16 protein-coding genes are annotated in these 17,602 nt (G+C 62.1%); 8 read left to right on the top strand and 8 right to left on the bottom strand.

All coding sequences use genetic code 11. From position 1 onward, the window contains the following. Positions 1-801 precede the first annotated feature (801 nt). The 3 genes from ACQI5H_RS22860 (at position 802) to ACQI5H_RS22850 (ending at position 3,711) form a co-directional block, all read left to right on the top strand. Positions 802-1,545 (top strand): hypothetical protein, encoded by a 744-nt coding sequence (locus ACQI5H_RS22860; RefSeq protein WP_427081570.1) that lies wholly within the window; start codon positions 802-804, stop codon positions 1,543-1,545. A gap of 188 nt (positions 1,546-1,733) precedes the next feature. Next, positions 1,734-2,009 carry a DUF3761 domain-containing protein gene (locus ACQI5H_RS22855; RefSeq protein ID WP_427081569.1) on the top strand — a complete coding sequence of 92 codons (276 nt, stop codon included), beginning with the start codon at positions 1,734-1,736 and terminating at the stop codon, positions 2,007-2,009. A gap of 667 nt (positions 2,010-2,676) precedes the next feature. Further along, complete coding sequence (locus ACQI5H_RS22850) at positions 2,677-3,711, top strand: tyrosine-type recombinase/integrase (protein ID WP_427081568.1); 1,035 nt, start codon at positions 2,677-2,679, stop codon at positions 3,709-3,711. Between the two features lie 588 nt (positions 3,712-4,299). On the opposite strand, the gene ACQI5H_RS22845 is transcribed toward ACQI5H_RS22850, so the two are convergent. After that, a complete protein-coding gene (locus ACQI5H_RS22845; RefSeq protein ID WP_427081567.1) occupies positions 4,300-4,581 on the bottom strand; it encodes a hypothetical protein in 282 nt (93 codons plus the stop codon). 511 nt (positions 4,582-5,092) lie between these two features. Continuing rightward, a complete protein-coding gene (locus tag ACQI5H_RS22840; protein WP_427081566.1) occupies positions 5,093-5,248 on the bottom strand; it encodes a hypothetical protein in 156 nt (51 codons plus the stop codon). A 390-nt stretch (positions 5,249-5,638) separates the two neighbouring features. On the opposite strand from ACQI5H_RS22840, the gene ACQI5H_RS22835 reads away from it, so the two are divergent. Beyond that, positions 5,639-7,609, top strand: coding sequence for an RDD family protein (locus tag ACQI5H_RS22835; protein WP_427081565.1), 1,971 nt, complete (start codon positions 5,639-5,641; stop codon positions 7,607-7,609). Between the two features lie 215 nt (positions 7,610-7,824). Here ACQI5H_RS22835 and ACQI5H_RS22830 read toward each other — a convergent pair whose 3' ends face one another. Continuing rightward, positions 7,825-9,441, bottom strand: coding sequence for an N-6 DNA methylase (locus ACQI5H_RS22830; RefSeq protein ID WP_427081564.1), 1,617 nt, complete (start codon positions 9,439-9,441; stop codon positions 7,825-7,827). A 98-nt stretch (positions 9,442-9,539) separates the two neighbouring features. On the opposite strand from ACQI5H_RS22830, the gene ACQI5H_RS22825 reads away from it, so the two are divergent. The 3 genes from ACQI5H_RS22825 (at position 9,540) to ACQI5H_RS22815 (ending at position 13,632) form a co-directional block, all read left to right on the top strand. Next, complete coding sequence (locus ACQI5H_RS22825) at positions 9,540-12,521, top strand: Eco57I restriction-modification methylase domain-containing protein (RefSeq protein WP_427081563.1); 2,982 nt, start codon at positions 9,540-9,542, stop codon at positions 12,519-12,521. A gap of 69 nt (positions 12,522-12,590) precedes the next feature. Continuing rightward, positions 12,591-13,274: a hypothetical protein gene (locus ACQI5H_RS22820; protein WP_427081562.1), complete on the top strand. Its 684-nt coding sequence runs from the start codon at positions 12,591-12,593 to the stop codon at positions 13,272-13,274. Between the two features lie 106 nt (positions 13,275-13,380). After that, positions 13,381-13,632, top strand: a complete 252-nt coding sequence (locus ACQI5H_RS22815) for a hypothetical protein (RefSeq protein ID WP_427081561.1) — start codon at positions 13,381-13,383, stop codon at positions 13,630-13,632. Between the two features lie 75 nt (positions 13,633-13,707). On the opposite strand, the gene ACQI5H_RS22810 is transcribed toward ACQI5H_RS22815, so the two are convergent. Genes ACQI5H_RS22810 through ACQI5H_RS22795 form a run of 4 tightly spaced genes read right to left on the bottom strand, consistent with a single transcriptional unit; the run spans position 13,708 to position 15,570 of the window. Continuing rightward, complete coding sequence (locus tag ACQI5H_RS22810; protein WP_427081560.1) at positions 13,708-14,349, bottom strand: nitrile hydratase subunit alpha; 642 nt, start codon at positions 14,347-14,349, stop codon at positions 13,708-13,710. Then, positions 14,346-14,630, bottom strand: a complete 285-nt coding sequence (locus ACQI5H_RS22805) for an SH3-like domain-containing protein (RefSeq protein ID WP_427081559.1) — start codon at positions 14,628-14,630, stop codon at positions 14,346-14,348. Before ACQI5H_RS22805 ends, ACQI5H_RS22810 begins: the two co-directional genes overlap by 4 nt. After that, a complete protein-coding gene (locus tag ACQI5H_RS22800; RefSeq protein WP_427081558.1) occupies positions 14,627-14,929 on the bottom strand; it encodes a hypothetical protein in 303 nt (100 codons plus the stop codon). The genes ACQI5H_RS22805 and ACQI5H_RS22800 overlap by 4 nt, the downstream gene beginning before the upstream one ends. Next, a complete protein-coding gene (locus tag ACQI5H_RS22795) occupies positions 14,926-15,570 on the bottom strand; it encodes a TetR family transcriptional regulator (RefSeq protein WP_427081573.1) in 645 nt (214 codons plus the stop codon). The genes ACQI5H_RS22800 and ACQI5H_RS22795 overlap by 4 nt, the downstream gene beginning before the upstream one ends. Before the next feature lie 81 nt (positions 15,571-15,651). On the opposite strand from ACQI5H_RS22795, the gene ACQI5H_RS22790 reads away from it, so the two are divergent. After that, on the top strand, positions 15,652-16,140 hold the full coding sequence (locus ACQI5H_RS22790; RefSeq protein ID WP_427081557.1) for a DUF3237 family protein: 489 nt from the start codon (positions 15,652-15,654) through the stop codon (positions 16,138-16,140). A gap of 165 nt (positions 16,141-16,305) precedes the next feature. Here ACQI5H_RS22790 and ACQI5H_RS22785 read toward each other — a convergent pair whose 3' ends face one another. After that, the gene (locus tag ACQI5H_RS22785; protein ID WP_427081556.1) at positions 16,306-17,466 is read right to left on the bottom strand and encodes an alpha-hydroxy-acid oxidizing protein; all 1,161 of its coding nucleotides are present in this window, start codon (positions 17,464-17,466) and stop codon (positions 16,306-16,308) included. Positions 17,467-17,602: the final 136 nt, after the last annotated feature.

Raw genomic sequence — 17,602 nt, 5'->3', positions numbered from 1 at the left:
ATTCTGAGCGCTTTGGAACAGTTGACCTTTCGCAGCCAGATAACCGTGCGCGCCCCCCGCGAACGCCGACCCGAATTCGCCGTGCTCCCACAATGTCCCGCGGCTTGCCAAGTCGGACTGCAGCTCATCGAAGACATTTTGCACATGGTCCCGCAACGCCGACACATCAGCCGCCGCGTGCCCCTACAAAGCGGGATCGACCTGAAGGTTCATGACGTCAAGGTAGCCCAACCCCACAGGATCGGTCGGGTCGAAAGATCCGGATCACCATGATTCGCAGGGAACACACAGGGCCCAATCAGGTTTCGCGACAAACGATCCAGGCACCCGGCTATGCGGGTGCCGTCAGGCAGTCAAGCGGATCGTGGTGGCGACCCTTTAGCAACCTACGGTGGGTGTTGTTGGCGTCTACTTAGAGACCGATGCCGGTTGCAGGTTCTGCGAGCTCGGGTTCTCAATGGGGGCGGGCTCGAGCCTCAGATCACCTTGGGCTTGCTGACTGATACCCTCCGGGTTTTAGCTGACCGTTCAAGCTTTCGACGGCGTAGGCCACGCCGGAATGGTCATCGACCACGGTGTGGACGAAGGCATGTCCCATCAACTCGCTGCGGTAGTGGCCGCGTTTCGCGCCGACGACGCACCGTACTGGCGGTCCGGATCTCCCTGCTAGCGGGATTTTCACGGTTCGGTGGCGGTCCTGAGTTCATTTCTCGTTTCGGCAGACCGCCATCGAGTCACCAACTTGTCGGTCCTTGCGCATATTGTTCGGGACTATCTCGGTGAACGACAGGGGGCAGTTTTATGGATATCTCGGGGATGATTGGTGCCGCCAAACAGGGCGTGTCGTTGAAGCTCGAAACGCCATATATGGTCGCGGCGAGCGGGTTTGGCTTGCTTAGTGTGTCCTGCGTGCTGCCAGGCGACAGTCATTTTCAAACACCGCTTGACGGATTGTCAAAGTTCTTGGGGTGGGCTGCGGGGTCATTACCGGCAACGTGGTTGGACGCGGCTCATCGCTGGATGACCGATCACAGCCGAATCGACATGATTCACGGAGTGTGCGTTCTGCTGGCGCTGTTCGGAACCATTTTCGCGTCCTATAGCAGGGCGTCCTTCGCATCGCTGCTCGGGTTCAGTGGCCTGGTAGAAACTGGGTCGACAACTCAGGCATGGCTTATCCCGGTGTCTGTCTTGGGCGCCATGGTGGTGGCCGGGTACCTGGGTCGTCTCTGGAACGATGTTCTGTGGAGGCGTGCCGGGTGGACGTGTTTGTGGATGTTGATGGCGTTGGGGTATTGCCTCGCCGTGGCTATCACCGTTGTGTTCGGCGAGCAGAGAGCACAGGATCGGCCGCAGTCCATCGAACTCAAGTTATCCTGGGCGACAAGGCAATACATCGACGAGCGGCTCGAGGCATTCGGAATTCGCGATCTGAATCCCCCGGTGAGTATTCCCCCCATCACGGCGTCGGCGGCGGCAAGCCCGCATCTCTCGCAGTCCTATCGTGCGCAGGAGAACAGCCCGGAAGAACTACCAGCACGGTGAAATGCTTATTGCACCCGCACCCCGAGTACTCCGGGGACGGGCATTCGGCGAGTACCGGATCTTGATACGTGGTCGCTTGGTACTTCCCGATGAAAACGACCTCTCAGCCGGGGCGCTCGCGCTAACATCCCACGGTGACACTAGGGCCGGCGATAGCGGGTCCTCAGCAGACTCAGGGGTAGATACAGATGGTCCGTTCGGTACTGGCAAGCACTGCAATCCTGATGGGAGCTGGTATCGGTGCGGCGCCTATCTCCAGCGCCGAACCGCACTTAGTCGTGGCCCCGCTGTCGCCGAAGGCTCCACTGCCGACGTGCGGCGGCTACATCAACGTCGACGGGAACTGCGTGCCATCACCGGACCACACACGGAGCAACCTTCCCGACGGCGACGGCACATACAGCCACTCCCAACACAAGCAAGGGTCGGGCTCCTGGCACGGCGGCACCGGTCGGTCGAAATAGAACACGCCCGCCTCGGGGGTAGCGCGTACGCGCTCGGTGCCCCGGTGGAGGACAACCGGATAGTGCGATCGCCGCCGGGTCAACGCAAGCATGTGGTCACCCCGGGCTGCCGAAGCGTTTTGGGTCGCGATGCACCACGGCACCTGGTGGCCATCCGGCGTAGGGGGTGTCGCCTACAACCTGGCCGACGCCTGGCCGCCATTCCCTGCTTCGCCGCCAAGAACACCTGAGCGGGACACGGGCTGCTAAGTTGAAATCGGTGTGCCGGGAAGTCGGGTCGGCAGTGATTGACCCGAAGGAGTTCCAATGTCGGTTACGCTGACGATTCTCTTGATCGCCTTCTGTTTACAAGGTTTGGCGAAGTTCGCCGTCGGTTACCTAGTGCCGTATCCGACCCGCATCAGACGGATCGCGTCCTACTATCAGCGCGGCGGCAGGATCATCAGCATCTACGACACCGCCACCCCCAACCGCACATCACACCTCTTGCTCGAAGGAGAAGGAGAAGGAGCGGACGATCCATCCAGGCCTGGGGCGCGACACGCCAATGACGTCATGGATAACTGCTGCGGCCTATGCGCAATCCCCTGCTGGTGTCGGGCGACACGCGTGGACACTGATCATGGATAATTGCCGTTATCCATCAAACCGTGCGACCATTGTTTCAATGACACCGCAGCGTCCCAGCCGAGACAACGGTGAATCGGGTTATCCGGCATGGTTTTTGGAATTCCTTGCCGATCGTGTCATTCGCAAGCCGTCACCCCATACGATGAGGGCGTATCGGCAGGATTTCGACGCCATCGCCACTCTATTTATCGGCAACGCCGAACGGATTGTTGATTTGAGGCCTGACACCCTGACCAAGGACACGCTGCGGACCGCCTTCGCCGCTTATGCGCAGACGCACTCGGCCGCATCGATTCGGCGGTGTTGGTCGAACTGGAACACGTTGTGCGACTTTCTCTATAGTCGCGACGTTATCGCAGCTAATCCGATGTCGCTGATCGGTCGGCCCAAAGTCTCGAAGACACTTCCGAAAGGCCTGGGCGCCGACACGGTTTCCGGGCTGTTGACGGTGATCGATCTGGACCAAGGTTCAAAGCGCCGTTCTGATTGGGCTGAGCGGGATCGGGCTATCGTCCTGACGGCTGTGCTCACCGGACTGAGGGCGGACGAACTGGTGCGTGCCGACATCGGCGATATTCGACCCGCCGATGGTGGAGGTGTCATCCACGTCCACGGTAAGGGAAACAAAGATCGCCGCATACCCATAGAACACGCCCTCATTCGCGAGCTCGAGGCGTATCTGGGATCCCGAGCGGCTCGCTTTCCGGGAACGACGAAGCGACGGTTCACCGGAACGGGGCTAGCCGCCTGGCCGGCCACCGCCCCACTATTCGTCGGCAGCGACGGTGAGCGCATGACACGGGGCACGCTCCAGTACCGGGTACTACGCGCGTTCAAGAAAGCAGGGCTGAACAGCCAACGTGCCGCCGGAGTCCTGGTACACGGTTTCCGCCATACCTTCGCCACTGAGCTCGCCAACGGCAACGTCAGCGTGTACGCGCTGATGAAGCTTCTTGGGCACGACTCGATGGTGACCTCCCAACGCTACGTTGACGGAGCCGGTGCGGAGAATCGTGCAGCGGCTGCCCAAAACCCTCTGTACGGGCTCATCGAAACCGCTCGGGAATCATAAGCTTGCCCGTCTTTTTCCGTGTGCGAAGGCATCGGCTCAAGAGTCAGATAATAGATTATGTCAGCTAAGCTGCAGATATCCGTTATCATGTTGTAAGTCAATGGATTTCATAGCGCGAGCAACGCAGATAAATCGGCGCGCCGTATTATGTTGTCTGGTAACCATTTCCGAGTCACCAAGTCTGCGACAACATCCAATGACGTCAGGAGAATCGACTCATTAGTGGCCGGCAGCGGCGAATACGAGGATCAACGTCGGGGTGGCCGGGCCAGCGCGTGCCGCTCCCCCGCCGGGGGATAGACGCCACAGACCCGGCGATGGTGCTCATGCGGTACCGGGCGTCGACGCCCGGCGCGACACCGCGTGGTAGTCGAATTTTTTTAGAAACCGGAGCAAAAAAGCGTGGGGCTGCTGACTACGCGGTTGGGCGTGTCGCGGGTCTAGGCGGGGTGTGCCCGGGGTGGAAATGGTTGGGTTTCAATGTTTTTGGGTGCCGCGGGGGGTGGGTTTGGGGACGGTCCCGACGGAGACGGCCTGCAACGGAAAACGCGGGACACCCGAAGGTGCCCCGCGTTTATACTTGATCTGTTAGGCGGCAGCCGGCAGATACTTCTTCAGCCACTCGCTGACCGGGTCCGGGAGACCGAACCAGGCCGCGTTGAGAGTCACCTCGTTGACCAGCACGTGATCGTTGCCGTCGATGTGCGGCAGGATCTCGTTGCACACCTCCAGCGCGGTCTTGCTGGTGATGATTGCCCAGCTGCTCTCGAGCACGTGCGCGTGGTACGGGAACGACTTCAGGTAGCTGAAGAGGCTCTCGTAGTCGCGGCCGGGTGTGGACAGATCGTAGGTGACGATGTACGAAGACATCTCGTTCCTCACTACGGAGGCGATCGGTGTCGAATCCACACAAACTCGGCGGGTCATCTGGAACCGCCGCATCGGCGGTGGTACCGTCAGGAACCGCGCGGCTCAAACGCGATGCTTGACGGAACCCCATACCGGGTGGGACGACCCCCCGGTTTTGGGGTTTTGTCGTTCTCCGTGAAAATCACGCTACAACCACAAGTGCGCATTTCCGCGGTTCTGGCCGGCGTGTCGCGGAGCCCGTCGGCAGCTCGGTCGTCTATTCTCTCGTCCTTCGTTGCACAGTTGCGCACCTGGCGGCGGCGCGCCCCAGGCCCCCGTGGGGGTCAGTCTGGCAGCTCGAGTCGGTCGATCGCCTCGACACGACACATATCGCAGACCTGTGTGTATACGGCTGTGGTGTTGAGGTTGGCGTGCCGCAGCAGCGTCTCGGCGGTGCCCAGGTCCTCCGGGGACCCTCGGGAGGATTCGAGATTCCTATCGGACGGAATACGGCGAGATCGAATATGCCGGCTTACCAGTAGTAGGTGGTGGTCTCGTCGTCGAATCCGGTGATCCGCGCGATGGTGTCTCTATGGACCACGTCAGCGCTCGGTCGCTCACGCGCCGAGCCCGCGCCTCCCCAACCGCCGCCATCGCCCTGCGCGCTGGCTAATACTCCCAGCCGCACCGACTCTTATCTGGTGCAGCAAGCCGAGCGGTGAGCGGCGACCGGCCAGTACGTCTAGCCTCCGCCGATTGTCATTTAGGTAGTCCATTACTCACGCGCCTCTCTCGGACCAAGCGGATACTCAATCCTGCAGCGTCATCTGCTGCCGACCGACAGACCAGGTCAGCTGCCAGCACCGGCGGAAAGGGCGCGCAAGTGTGAGGTCACGAGAGATTCCACGGCGATGACGACCCGTGACGACGCCCTCGGTGCCCCGGCGGCAGACGTCGTCGGCCACGTCCGCGACACCGATGGCGACCTACCAGAAGCGCTCTCAGCCGATGCGGTGAAGCGCCTCCTGATTGGATACGGCGTCGCGCTGGACGCCGCTGCAGCTTTGCCCGCGTTCGTGTGGATCGCGACCCGACCGCGGCCGCGCAGCTTTCTCGATGCCTTTCGCTTTCTGCCCGGCCCACCATCGGAACCTCAACGATGGTCATTCACCATGTCCGGCGGTCGGTCGCGACGCTGACGCAGAGGTATGACCGATTGGCGGCCACGCGCGGCCTCACGGATGAGGAGAAGAAGTCGGGCGAACTCGTCGCAACCTTCTACAAGTCGCTGCCAGAGCCGCGGTCCAAGCTAATCATCGCCGCGGGACTCTTTGCCGCCTTCATCGTGACTCGTGTCATCACAGTACCGGTGAGCAACGCGATCGCGAAGGCCCTGCGGTGGCTGTTTAACGACCAGGGTGATCCTGCTGCCGTTCGCACGCAGATCGAGGCGACGCTTCGTGCCGGGTCGGCGGTGCCGACAGCCGGCTCGTTCATGGACCTGTTTGACCAGTTCGCCAAGGCGGGTCCGGGCGAGCTGCTCACCCTCGCCTCGACACTGGCCGTCGCCGGCTACCTCGTGCTTCGGCCGCTGTCATCTGCCTTTCGGATCAAACGCATCATCTTCAACTTGGCGGCCAACGGCAAGGTGAATCTGAACCACACCACCGTAGCCTGGAACATCCCCCGCTCCGTCGGGCTCTATCAGTCCGAACAAACGGTGTTCACAGCCCTTGGCGCCCGGCGTCCTCGCGAATTCGCATTCGACCTGTGGATCAGCGTCATTCCCGCCGGCGTTCTCCTATGGGCGTTGTGGCCCGGCAGCCTCATGGGCCGACCCACGAATGCCGCCGGATGGGTACTTGGCATCATCGCTGCAACCACGATCGCCGGGGCCCGGATTGCCTGGCTTATTCAAACCGGCCGCGCCAGGCCGTGCACGGTGAACACATATGCCCCTCCGGCCGGTTTCTGCCTGCCCGGCACGCATGCCGTTGTTGAGGCCCGCTCGGCCCTGGAGACAGCCGCCCTGGGCTTCATATCCTTCCTGTTCTTGTGGGCTTACCCACTCACAGCCAATTTCGTTGTGCCATCGCCCATCTGGGTGCGACTGGTGCGCGAGCGCCGCGAATGGGAACGCGCGCTGCACTCGTCTCCCAGCTTCTGGCACCGTCATCCCCGCGCGCACCTGTGGCCGGCGTTAGGCTCAGCACTGTTGCTGTCGATCGTGCCGCCGATTGCCTTGGCCGTCCACCTCACCCACCTCGCGCGGATCCAGCCCCCCGGTGTCGGCTCAGCGCGGCGCACACGCGCATGGCTAGTCCCGCTGTCCGCCGCGGTGACGGTGTTAGTGGTGCTCAACCTAGTCGGTGTTGTCCCCGCGGCTGGGCACGGAATATGCCTATTTGTAGCGCTTGTGATGTTCGCTGGCGTGTTCGCCGCCGTCCAGCATGAGCACAATGCCCTGGCCGTGAATCTCGGCCAGCCGCTACCCAATGACGACCCGCAGCCTCCGGGTGCATTACCAAGGGAGGCATACACGTCGTGGGGCCGGCGTACGTTCGCCGCGCTCATCGACGCGGCGCCCCCCCTGCTTCTTGGGGCAGTCGCGTTCGGTGTCTTCTGGATCCCCGAGCCGGGGTGTGAAAAAGCCTATGTCAACTGCCAGTTGGCAATAGCCGGTTCTTGGGAAGGATTCGCCCTCATTGCGTCGACGATGTTGGCCGCGTTAATGCTGGCGGCTGCTTATACGATTTGGAATGGCTACAGGCAGGTACGTACGGGGTCCAGCGTGGGGAAATCGGCGCTGAAATTCCGAGTTGTCAGCGAGAAAACCTGCCTGCCACTCGGCTTCTGGTCATCGACACTGCGCCTATTGCTCCACACCGTGGACGTCCTTCCCATCGGTATCGGCTTCCTACTGCCACTGTGCGACTCCAAGCGGCGCACCATCGCCGACGAAATCATGTCGACAGTGTGCCTACCCATCCCGCCCCAGCGCCGGTTCGCAGACGGGCCAGATCTTATGGGACCAGCAGATTACCGTTAAACCCCGGGATGCTTCTCGAAGATTGGTACGACGACACAGTTCATGGATAACTGCTGTTTTCCACGAAATCGTGCGGTGTTTTGGCGGGTAGCGTCGGCGCTCGTCTTCAAAGCGACTGGTGTGCAGAGAAATCAAATATGCGTTCTTGCAGAGGCTTTCGCTTGCATGTCCTGTATCGATAGGAATCGCAGTAAAACTGTGTTGTCGTCGCCGTGCTACTTGTGCCGGTCTGCCCGCTTCGAACGCGCCGCACGGCGGTCGCGCATTTGTAGCCATGCGCGTCGGAGTGCGGCCACTTCGTCGACTGCGAAGCCTAGACGCTCAACCAGCACGACCTGATCCACGAGGTCGAGGGCATCGTCGTAGCGTCGCTCCCTGACGAGCTCGTCGGCCTTCTGGTGCAGCGTCTTCGGGACGATCTTGGGATCAACGACCGGCAGGTACCCGCACTCGCTCGGCTCAAGTTCCAGGATCCCCCCGCCATAGCTGCGGCCTAGCACTTCAGCTAGTGCGAATGTCACGGAGTTGAACGCGCCGACCGCCAGCCGCTTCATGTTCACACCGGGGGCCACCCGCACCCGGTGGACCGTGTCTGTGCTGGTCGCTCCGGCTTGGTTTGCGATTAACCGTGGATGGGTGCTGATCTGCCGCAGCATGAAACCGTCTGGGACCCAGGTAGATGGAACCTCCCACCACGTACGCCTGATGCGGCATTTGTAGCCTTCGGGGACGCCGTCGGCTCTTCCCTCCTCCAGGTATCGGGCGACTGCCGTCTGGCGTTTGAGATTCAGGTCTGGCGTCAGGGCAAGGAGTCGCGTCCGTGCGTCGGTTGTGTCCTGTTCGGCAAGGTCTGACTCGGTAAAGCTAAGGGCCGGAATCTGCATGCTTCGCGCAACGAGCGGAACTGTGAATGCTCCGAGCTTGCGCTGCGTGGCGTCCGTTGCTGACAGACAGAAAAACGAGTTGCGCCCAGTCACTACGCCTACGTCCACTTCAGCGAAGCGGTTCAGTGGTTGCAGCCGGCCATCGGTGCGAACGTTACGTATCTTCGAGATGGTCTCCGCGTCGAGGTAGTACTTTGTCCATTTCTCGGCCTCGTGCAGATGGGCGCGTACTGCGGGCGCCTCTGCGAAGCAGTAGTTGTCTAAGTGTGAGGCGTCGGGAACTTCGCTGGTCCGAATCTGGGCTGGGCCCGTGCCGCGCTCGGCGAGCAGTAGGACGACCTCTTGAAGGATGCCGGGAAAGACGAGGCGCTGGAAGGACACGATGGTTATCTGCGAGCAGTTGTCGATGAGGTACGACCGCAGGGCGGCGGCGTATCCGACCTGTAGCAGCTCAGCGGGAAGCACCAACGCCACTCGTCCACCTGGGCGCACAGCGAGCACCGAGGCCACCACGAAGGGGACCCAGGCGTTGGTCAGCTTTGTGGGCCGGAAGCCGTGGCTGCGCATGAGAGCAAGTGCAGGCTCACGGAATGACTCATCCCAGGACCCAAACCGAATGTAGGGCGGGTTGGCTGCCACAGCGTCAAAGCTGCTGTAGCGCTTTGGCGTGAACCATGTGAAGAAGTCGGCGACTTTGACGGGCGCACCTGAGCTGTCAGCGGCTTTCTTGGCCTCGTCAGCGATCAGTTCGATCGCGGCTAGCCTCTTGCGGCCGACCGCCGACACTAGTTCGCGCAGGATCGCCCCGTCGCCGCAAGAGGGCTCTAGGATTCGTGGGCCGGCCTGTCCGGCCCACTGTGCGACGAAGCGAGCGATGGGTTCTGGTGTGTAGTAGCCGCCCCGGAGCTTGTCACCCTCGGGTGCTGCCTTAGCCGCGAACCTCGCCATGGGTACATCTTGGCTGAGGGGTCGGACAGTATTGGCTAACCTGGCCGTTGGCGGCGCGCCCGGTCGGGAATTGCTGGTCGGGTCATTAGCCTCGGAGCGTGCGGTTTCGCCGTCTGTCGAAGCGGGAGGCCCGCCAGGAGATGGCGGTCTTCGTCGCGGACTATATGCGGCACGCGGCGGATCTGGAAGCGGCCGACTCGCCGTATACGGAGTTGGAGGCTCGCAGCGAGTACATCGACCGGTTGCTACGCATCCTCGGGTGGGACGTGTCCAACGAAGATAGCCAGCCCCAGCAACTTCGCGACGTGGTGCTGGAACGCGGACTCAGTGAGAGCGATGTGGGCGGCCGTCCTGACTACCTCCTACGAATGCAGGGTCGCGACCGGCTGCCAGTGGAAGCAAAGAAGCCGTCCGTCAGGTTGTCTGTGGCGCCGGGTCCGGCACGGCAAGCGCGGTCATACGGGTGGTCGCTATCTCTGCCCGCAGCCGTTCTGACCAACGTTGCGCAGATCGCCGTTTTCGATGCAACTATTGCGCCTGAGGATGGCGACGGACCTGACGTGGCCGTCGTGCCGGGTGGCCGTTTCACGGTGGACGACTACTTCGAGCGCTTTGACGATCTGTGGGCGCGACTGTCGTACGAATCCGTTACGAGCGCCGGGTATTACGATCTGTATTCCTATGCCGAGCCACCGCGTGGCACGTCACCATTCGACCGGTCGTTCCTAGCTCAGTTTAAGAAGTGGCGATTCGCGCTGGCTTCTGACATCGCGAAGCAGAACCCGCCACTGACGGCAGGGGAAGTCGGTAGGCGCACCCAGCGACTGCTCAATGCGCTGTTGTTTCTGCGTGTCTGTGAGGACCGCAACATCGGCCGCTACGAAGAGCTTTTGAAGTCGGCCCGGGACGACAAGCTCATCGAGGCATTCAAGGCCGCCGACCGAGCCTTTAACGCGGGGCTGTTTGACGTGTTGGCATCCACGACCTGCAGCCCCTCCGTGTTGATCGGTGTTGTACGCGAAATGTATTGGCCGCGTAGTAAGTTCGCATTTGGCGTGCTCCGCCCGGACATTCTCGCGGAGGTGTACGAGCAGTATCTTGCGGAGCGCGTCGAGGTTGACGCGCAGCGCGGCGTCGTACTTGCGCCGAAGCCAGAACTCGTCCACGCAGGTGGCGTCGCGGCAACTCCCGGGTGGGTCGTCTCGAAACTGGTGGCCGGCGGCCTTGACCCCCAGGTCCCCGCGGGACAACCGGTGTCGCCGGATTTCAAAGCACTTGACCTGGCCATGGGCTCTGGGCCGTTCCTAATCGAGGTCCTGGAACGCCTCATCGAGGCGCAAGAACGCGCGGGCCAAGTGGTGGGACTCGCCGAACGGGCAGCGCTGGTCAAAAGCCACATTTTCGGGGTCGACATCGACGGTGCCGCCGTGGAGGTCGCGAAGCTCAGTTTGCTCCTGGCAGTGCTCGGCGACGAGATTGTCGACCCCGCGAGAGTACGCAACGTGCTACCGGACCTGTCGAGCAACCTGTTGGTCGGTAACGCGCTCATTGAGTCGAACTTCGACAGCCTTGTCCCGACTGCAGGCGTTATTCCCGAACGGCGAGCCGCGGCTGCGCCATTGGACCTCACAAAGATTTTCGCGGGGATCATGGACGCTGGCGGCTTCGACCTGGTCGTGGGCAATCCCCCGTATGTGCGTATCCAGGTGTTGTCGCGGTTCATGGCAGACCAGCTGGCTTACTTCCAGGATGCACGCAGCGGATATGTGTCGGCGGAGTCGCACAACTTCGACCTCTACCAGTTGTTCGTGGAACGCGCCTTCCAATTCCTCGCCGGGGATGGCTATCTCGCTTACATCGTGCCCAACCGATTCACCAATCTGCTCCCTGCCACCGGGATGCGCCGGAAACTGGGACCGCGACTAACCCGGCTCGTGCACTTCGGCGAACAGCAGGTGTTTGAAGGACGGCAAACCTACACCGCGCTCGTCGTCGCCGGACCGGCGTCGAAGAGTCCGGCAGAGCTCGAGATCGTGCGCGACCTCCCGGCTTGGCGTGACACTGGTACGTCCTCGGTGGTCCACCTGGAGCGCAAGTTGCTGACAGGCGAAAGTTGGCCTATTGCTGACGAAGCGCGCACCATGGTCTTCGAGAAAATGCAGCAGGCCGCCATTGCCAAGCTCGGCGATGCCGGTTGGGTCAAGAGTTTCGTCGCAGTGCAAACCTCAAAGGACGACATCTTTTTCATCAAGCCCGACCCTAAGCGTTCGACCGACCTGATCGTTCGATTCAAGGACCTGGATGGTGTCGAGCGTGAGGTCGAGCGGGCGATCGTGCGTCCCGCAGTCCGCGACCGGACGCTTGAGCCGTACGGCCGCGACCCGGTCCCGGATGCCTACATAATCTTTCCGTACGACGTGCAGCCTCCTGCGCCGCCACGTCGCCGCCGGGGCAAAGCCACCGTCTACGACGAGGCCATCATGAAGGCGGTCTACCCGAAGGCGCTCAACTACCTGACCGCCCACAAGTCCGCACTTCAACGTCGAGCCATACCTGATCCCGGTGGCGCGTTCTGGGCCTACGGTCGGTCGCAGGCGCTCGCCAATCTTGATGCGCCCAAGCTCATCGTGCGAGGGCTGTCGCTCGCACCGCAGTACATGCTCGACACCGACCGGCTCGTCGCGCCCGGTGGTGGTGATGGTGGCCCCTACTGCTTCGTGCGACCCGCGGCTGCTTGCCCATACTCGATCAATGTTGTACAAGCGATCTTGTCTCACCCCGCGGTCGACGCTTTCGTCGCGTCGCGCGGTCGCCTGTATCGAGGCAAGTACGTCGTCCATCGCAAGAAATTCATGGATCCTGTGCCTGTGCCAAATTTGGACACTACTTCGCAGCATGCGATCGAAGTAGCTGTCAACGAGATGCAGGGTATTGTCGTGCAGCTCAGAACTGAGCAGGATGCAGTCATACGGACGGCGCTGACAGGTCGCTTCGAAGTCCTTCGTACAAACGTCAATGACTTGATCTCGGCTGCTTACAAGCTCACGACTAGTGACATGGCCGCCATCGTCGGCGACTAACCGTTGTAATCGAGCGTGATCTGCGTAATCCTGTGGCTGAGACCAGACCGTCGACTGGATCGAGGGACGATGGAGCGCGATGTGCCTCTCGTACTTACCGAAGTTCTAGCGACGCAGCCGCTTCCGCAACGCGCCTTCCGCTGGAGTCCGGCTGGTTGGCGCAAGGAGATGCACGATCTACCTGAGGCACTGCAGGTACTTGACCGCCTTCCGGAGCGCGTCGACCGAAGTACGGTTCGCGAGGTTGTCTTGGCCGAGCTCGGGTGCGGACGTGTCCTTTCGGCCTTTGTCGGCGCCATGGTCTGGGGCTACGGTGACGCCGGCTACGGGGCAACCAGAGTCCGCTGGGTACTTACGGGTATCCGGCCGGGCGCTCACAACGCACCAGTGCGCGGCGACGTCGCCGGACTGCTCGACAAAGCCGCGGAAGTAGTACGCGCTCAGGGCCCTGTTGAGGGCTTCCGCTACATGAACAACACGGGGCGTATCAAGTACCTCGCGAGTGCCTTCTTCACAAAGTGGCTCTACTTCGCCTCAGCACTCACGAGTGCGGACGACCCGAACGCTGCGCCCATCCTGGACATGCAAGTACGCAACTGGCTGGAGAAATATGCGGGCGTATCACTCGAGCTCGGCCGAACTTCCGACTACCAAAGGTATTTCGAAGCCCTGACGACCTGGGGAGAAAAGTACGGCCGCACACCGGTACAGGTCGAAAAGGCGATCTTCGGGCTGGCCACTGGCCGCGCCTGATCACTTCGGGACCAACGATTCCTCGCGGCAACCCGGCGGGGGTAAAGCAACTTCGTGCCTTCTGTTGTGGTCTTTTGTGTCGGTGGCCGCGCCTAGAGTTCTGAGGATGCCCGATCAAGACGTTGTTGATCCTGGTGATGCCGCACTCCACGAGTTGTTGGCCAGCGTGGCCGAGCGCACCCACGATTCGCTCCGCCGAGCGAGGATTCTCGATTATCTGATCACCACGCCGCCGCTGGTGGAATGGTCCGCCGAAGAGCGCGAGGTGCTCAGACAAACCTGTGCCTATATCATCAGCCTGGCTCGCTTGAACCGCGAACTAGAGCACCTCAGCAGACCCCCGGCGCGCGGCAAATAGCATCGCTGCGCCTGCTACGTGCAGACGCAAAGCGCGCTCTGGCATGCCCCTCCCCGCGGCTTGGGGTCTGAAGCGCTAGCTCGGCGGAGGCGATGGCGCGATGGGTTGTGTGGTGCCAGTCAAGCATGCCTGGGTGACTATTGCGGCGAGTTGCTCTTCTGTGAGGTGGTCGCAGCCGGCGGGTTTGCGAGGCAGCACCAGGTATCGGCAGTCGGCGGTGGAGTCCCAGACGCGCACTTGGACTGCTGGCTCGAGATGGGTGCCGAATTCAGCGAGCACGGCGCGTGGTTCGCGCACCGCGCGGGCCCGGTATTCGATGCTTTTGTACCAGGACGGGGATGGACCGAGCAGCGCGATCGGATAGCACGAGCACAGGGTGCACACCACCAGGTTGTGAACATCGGCGGTGTTTTCCACGACTTCTAAGTGCAGGAAGGGCAATTCGCGGTTGCGGGCGCCGCGTAGGTCGTAGCCGTATTGGCGCACGACCGCGGTGGCATCGTCGAGGAGGGCGCGTTTGAATATGGGATCGGTCCAGGCGCGGGCGACGTAGCGGGCCCCGTGGTGGGCGCCCAGCCGGGCAGTGAACATCTCAAGGACGTCGTCGAGTTGTTCACCGGTGATGGCGCCGCGCTCGATCAAACGCTGTTCGAGCACCGCGACCCGGGCGGTGATGTGTGCACGGAGTGGATCGGTGTGAGCATGGTTGTGGCTCATAGCGTCTCGTCTTCTGGGGGTTGCAGATAGCTTTCGTAGAGGTCGAGGTAGACGCGATGATTACCGGCATCGTCACCCCATAAATCGCTGGCCTCGAAGTAGACGCTGTAGAGCGCTTGTGGCTCGCTGTGGCCGTGGGCGACAAGCTCGTCAGGCAACGCGTAGTTTCCGCGGTGGCCGCGGATGGTGCCGACGCGACCGCGTGCGTAGTCGGGAAGCCGGGTGTGTCCCTCGGTGAGTTTGGGTCGGGTGCGGACTTGTTGGCCTGGTGCGAAGGTCATGGTTTTCCCTTCGCTGATGGTGCGATGCGCTTGAGTTCAGCTTGGGTGAGTATTCCTTTTTCGACACAGAGTCGTTCGATGGCGTCTAGCCAGCGATGAAAGTAGGAGGCCTCGAGATACGTTGTGGGCTCGATGCGTTCGACGGCATGTCGGAACTCGTCAAGGGTGAAGATCTCGTTGTAGACCAAGGCCCGCATCACTGCGAACACCTTGGTTTCCCAGGCGTCGTGGAACTCGATGCTGTCGTCGACATTGATCGGTCCCGCCCGCATGCCGCCGACGTCGTGGGCATAACTCATGAGCGCCGTCCTGATGCGATCGGTGGCTTGTGGGATTGACGGCGGCTCTGTTGGGCCGGGTCGACTCCAAGTGCGAGTTCGAGCTGTCGGGTCCACCATCGCAGCTGTGAGGCTGAGTCGTTGGCGGCAGCGCCGCTCAGGCCGGCACTGCGCCGGAAGGCGCGGCCGTAGAGGGCCTCTGTTGCCATCGCTTGATGCACAGCAGCGACCGCGAGCCGTGTGTCATCGATAGAGCTGCCAGGTGCTCGAAGCTGATGCAGAGCGTCGACGACCGGATCAAGGATGCCGGCTCCGGTGTCGCGCCATCCCGCGGCGTATAGCGCTACCGCGAGCTCGCCGTAGCCGCGCCGGTACAAGCCTTCGAGAGACTCGACGAGGTTGAGGAGATCGGCGCCGTGGTCCAACCACGCTGCGACGAGGTCTGCTAGCGCGGCTTTAAGCTGGCGGCCACCGTGTCGCAGCAGCTCGGCGAGTAGCTTCTCGCGATTGCCGAAGTGATGGGTGACCCCGGCATCGGTCATGCCGACCCGCGCGGCCACCGCACGTACCTGCACGGCAGCCACACCTCCCTCGGCAAGCAGCGCCGCCGCAGCGTCGAGGATCAACCGCCGAGCCTCCTCGGGGGTTCTTCGCATCCTCATCGCGGTCACGATCCGAATACTACCTTGACATCTCAAGGCAACGATTCTATACCTGGAGCCATCAAGGTATAGGAGATCTCAATGCTGCTTGTCGACGACATCAAAGGCCGCCTGCCCGGTGTCGAGGAAGACCCATCGCTTGTCCCGCTGTTCCGGGGAGTGTGGTCGCTGGCCCCCTACGTGGTGTTGCCCGAGACTCCGATGGGCACCCGCGCGATCGTCGAGATGACCGACGGCTGGCTCGAGGGACGAGGAATGCGTGCGCGGGCGAGGTCTCGCGCGTGTGCCGACTGGTTGGTTGTTGGTGCGGACGGTACCGCGACGATGGATTATCGCGGCACGGTTGAAACCGAGGACGGCCACGTCCTTTACCTTTACGGCGGCGGTCGTTGCGACTTGTCGAGCGGGTTTGGCGAGGGCAGGATTTTGCGTGGTGCGGTGCATTTTGAGACCAGTTGCGACAAGTACCGCTGGCTCAACCGCATGCACGCGGTCTTTCGCGGTGTGGTCGTCGGCGACGGCGCAAGGGGTAACGCCACACTTCATGACGAGTGGTTCGAAGTGCGCTGATCCACCCTCCCCCGCGTCGACGAATACGGCGGGATCGAATATGGAGAGTTACCGGTAAACCATCGCATATTCCCTAATATGCTGTGCCGCACCGTGATCCGATAATGCCGGTAACTCACAACGCCGGTATCGGAACGCAGGTAACCATATTCGATCGGTCATGTTTTAGCCGACACGTTGCAATGCTTCGGCGATGAAGTTGCCCACGCTGGGATATCCGTCGACGGCCATGATCAGGTCGACTTCGGCGAGCAGCGAGCGCAGCACGTGCACAACGCCGTCGGCCCCGCCCAGCGCCAGCCCATAGACATATGGTCGGCCGATACCGACCGCGGTCGCTCCCATGGCCAGGGCCTTGACGATGTCGGCGCCGCTGCGGATACCGGAGTCGAACAACACGGGCAACCCATCGGCCGCCTCCACCACCGCCGGCAGGCAGTCCAGTGCCGGCAGACCGCCGTTGGCGTGGCGGCCGCCGTGATTGGAGCAGTAAATGCCGTCCACCCCACCGTCTTTGGCCCGCCGGGCATCATCGGGGTGACAGATGCCCTTGACGATTAGCGGTAGATCGGAAAGTGAGCGTAGCCATGGCAGGTCGTCCCAGTTGAGCGGATTGCTCCAGACTTGTGACCAGTGAAGTACGACGGTCCGCAGATCCTGCTCTGGCGGCTGGGCTAGAGCGGCCCGGAATACTGGGTCGCTGGTGTAGTTGGCCAGGCTGTGTCCACGCAGCGGTAGAGAGTACGCCGCCGCCAAGTCGCGCGGACGCCAGCCAGTGACGGGCTGGTCCAGGGCGACGACGATGGCTTTATATCCTGCGACCTCAGCGCGCTTCACCAAGCTGGCTGCCAGCTCCCGATCCTTTGGCACGTACAGCTGGAAAAACCCTGGCGTATCACCGAATTCGACCGCCACATCCTCCAGCGGATCGGCAGCGAAGACCGACGCCACCATCGGCACCCCGGTGGCGGCGGCGGCGCCGGCGGTCGCCAAATCGCCGTGGCCGTCCTGGGCGCAGATTCCCAGGACGCCGATGGGCGCCATGAACACCGGCGACGCCAGTTTCATCCCGAACACCTCTATGGATAGGTCGCGTTCCTTGGCTCCGACGAACATCCGTGGAATCAGCCCCCAGCGCTCGAACGCGGAGACGTTGCCCCGCTGCGTGAATTCATCACCCGCTCCCCCGGCAACAAAGGACCACACCGACGGAGCCATCGCCGCAGACGCCTTGGCCTCCAAGCCGGCATATGTCATCGGCAGCACGGGTAGGTCCCCGGCTAGGCCGCGCAGATAGATCTCGGACTGGTAGTCCCCAAACGCCATGCGCCCTAGCCTGCCAAGCAGGGTCCTGCTACTTCCACTGCTTTTCGGCCCGCCGCGTGACCGGTATCAGCGGGCAGCTTCGCGATGAGGTCGAGGTAGTGGTGACCTGTGGGACAGACCTGGTCGCCGGCGACGC

Origin of the sequence: Mycobacterium heidelbergense, from assembly GCF_050205645.1 — a bacterium.
GTDB lineage: Bacteria > Actinomycetota > Actinomycetes > Mycobacteriales > Mycobacteriaceae > Mycobacterium > Mycobacterium heidelbergense_A.
Note: the sequence above shows the minus strand (reverse complement) of the source record. Positions and strands in the feature narration are given on the sequence as shown.